The 2,389-nt window shown below is 46.5% G+C and carries 3 protein-coding genes and 1 pseudogene; 2 read left to right on the top strand and 2 right to left on the bottom strand.

Annotation, left to right across the window (positions count from 1 at the left end):
• A pseudogene (locus ACXJGZ_RS02770) lies at positions 1 to 119 on the top strand (mRNA surveillance protein pelota); the annotation flags it as partial.
• Positions 120 to 134: 15 nt separating this feature from the next.
• Here ACXJGZ_RS02770 and ACXJGZ_RS02765 read toward each other — a convergent pair.
• Both ACXJGZ_RS02765 and ACXJGZ_RS02760 read right to left on the bottom strand, forming a co-directional pair.
• Entirely contained in the window at positions 135 to 1,325 is a 1,191-nt protein-coding gene (locus ACXJGZ_RS02765) for a molybdopterin molybdotransferase MoeA (protein WP_456398256.1), read from the bottom strand.
• Positions 1,326 to 1,344: 19 nt separating this feature from the next.
• Positions 1,345 to 1,845, bottom strand: coding sequence for a MogA/MoaB family molybdenum cofactor biosynthesis protein (locus tag ACXJGZ_RS02760; RefSeq protein ID WP_293255000.1), 501 nt, complete (start codon positions 1,843 to 1,845; stop codon positions 1,345 to 1,347).
• 165 nt (positions 1,846 to 2,010) lie between these two features.
• Here ACXJGZ_RS02760 and ACXJGZ_RS02755 point away from each other — a divergent pair.
• Positions 2,011 to 2,389: hypothetical protein (locus ACXJGZ_RS02755; RefSeq protein ID WP_456398255.1), on the top strand; the 379-nt coding region annotated here is incomplete at its 3' end.

Below are 2,389 nucleotides of genomic sequence, written 5' to 3'. Positions count from 1 at the left end.
TGGAGTTTGCTAGAGGAATGCGCAGTGAAGTTGTCGTCGTCAGCTCGGAGCATGAAGGAGGAGACAAGCTCAGGGCGATAGGAGGGGTGGCGGCACTTTTGAGATATAGGATAAAATGATTAATAGGAAAAACATTAATAGAACGTAACCCACACTTCCTCTCCTTCTCTGTATCCCTCACTGTCCTCCGGGATTTCCAAATAGGCGTTGCTGTTTATTAGAGCGCTTATGATGCCGCTTCCCTTCTTCTTCAGGGGCGTGGCTTTCCCATCCTCATAGAGCACCTTCACAAACTCATGCCTTCCCAGAGAGGAAGAGACCTTGGATGTGAGCCTTGCTTTTACCTTCCCGGGCTCATAATTAGCCCCCACAAGCTCTGCAAGGGCATATTTAACGTAAAGATGGAACTGGGCGAAAACCGCCGCTGGATAGCCGCTCATCACGAAAACCCTTTCCCCATAGCCTATTGGCCTCCCCGGTTTGTTGGTGCATCCATGGAAGAGGAGATTTACAAGACGGTGCGCATAGTCCCTTTCTCCAAAGGCGCTCCCGCCCGTAATCAACACAAGGTCGCACTCCCTCTTTGCCCTCTCAAGGACTTCTCTGATTTTGGTCTCATCGTCGGAAATTATTCCATAGAAATGAGGTTCTCCGAAATACTGCCTAACGAGACCTTTAAGCATGATCGAGTTGCTCTCAATGATTTTCCCTCTCTCCAGCGCCTCCTCGTTGAATTCTTCAATCAGCTCATCACCCGTGACTATGATGCCCACTCTGGGTTTTCTCTTTACCTTCGCACTCCTGAAGCCAAGTGCCTTCAACATTGAAACATCCTGAGGTTTTAGAACCCTCCCTTTCTCAAGGATGATCTCGCCTTTCCTAACGTCCTCCCCCTTAAACGCCACATTCTGCCCCGGAGCAACCGGTCTCAGAACGTAGATCCTATTTCCCTCCCTCTTAACGTGCTCCTGCATTATGACCGCATTCGCACCCTTTGGGAGCTTATTACCCGTCATCAGCATGATAGCCCTTCCATTTGTAACTTCTCTTTTGCTCTCAATTCCTGCGGTTATCTCATCTATAACCTCCAATTCCACAGGGTTGTATTCGCGGGCTTGAAACGTATCCTCCGCCCTGACTGCATATCCATCCACTGCCGCCCTGTTAAAGGGGGGCAAATCTATTGGAGAAACCACGTCTTCTGCCAGAACCCTACCAAGAGCTTCATCCAAGGGGATCTCCTCAAAATCGGGCAGCTCCTTAATGTCTTCCATCATCATGTTGAAAGCATCCCTGTAAGGGGTTAATTTTTTGAATTCTCTCATCGAATCACCGCCATTTGGCTTATTCCCTCGCATGCTTCAGTATATGATACGCCTCCTTCTTAATTATCTCAAGGGCTGTTTTAACCGCATTCAAGCTCCCGGGGATGCAAAAGAGCACTCTGCTTCTTATAATGCCTGCAGTTGCCCTGCTTAATACAGCGGCGCTCCCAATCTCTTCGAAGCTCCTGAGCCTGAAAATCTCACCAAATCCGACTAACTCCTTATCAAAGAGAGGTTTTAGGCTCTCTATCGTCACGTCCCTGCTTGTTATGCCCGTGCCTCCCGTTGTGATTATGACATCACATTTTTCAAGGGCTTCTAGAACTGCCTTCAGGATGGCCAGCTTTTCATCCGGGACTATTTTGTAATAGGCATTCTCATTCCCTTCCTTCTTGAGCTCCTCAATTATGTAGTATCCACTCAGATCTTCTCTCTTTCCCTGAGCTCCCTTATCGCTAACCGTTATAACCCCAAATTTAAAGCTCTTTGGAGCTCTTGATTTATGCTCTTCAACTCCCACATCACTCACCTGTTTAATCTTTCATGGAGAGGTTAATAAATCTATTGAATGGTGGAGGGGGGCATATCGGCAAACTGGCAGAATCAGCCACATAACAGTCTGAAAAACTTAACAGAAGCTTTTTCTCGATAAAAATATTTAAAAGCAGACTGAGGCCAATATTATATGAGAGCAATGATGGGATATGAGGAGTATCTTTATGGAGACCTCTTTAAGCTTATGGGTATGATAGTGGGTACTCCTTTTGGGTTGTATTTGATATATATTGGGGCAAAAGAGAAAAGCAAGCCAGCTGTGATGCACGCCCTTGGATGGTTTTTCTTCCTTGCAGCCCTAACTCCAGGCGATTATATTTTCCAGAAAATATTCCCAAGCTCCTATGAATTATTCATCTTTCAGAAGGTAGCTTTAGGCTTTTCTGGAGTTTGCATGACGGTGGGAGTTTCAGCCCTAGTATATATAAGGAATCCAAAAAAGCTTATGTACCTTGGAGGGGCTTCCCTAATCCTTGTTCTGGGACCCATCTATGAGTATCTCGGAGGGG

This window comes from Palaeococcus sp. (in: euryarchaeotes), from assembly GCF_053987695.1.
Note: the sequence above shows the minus strand (reverse complement) of the source record. Positions and strands in the feature narration are given on the sequence as shown.

Excerpts from the sequence above, each read along its gene's own strand:
- ACXJGZ_RS02765 (WP_456398256.1), bottom strand. The coding sequence starts at position 1,325 with ATGAGAGAATTCAAAAAATTAACCCCTTACAGGGATGCTTTCAACATG.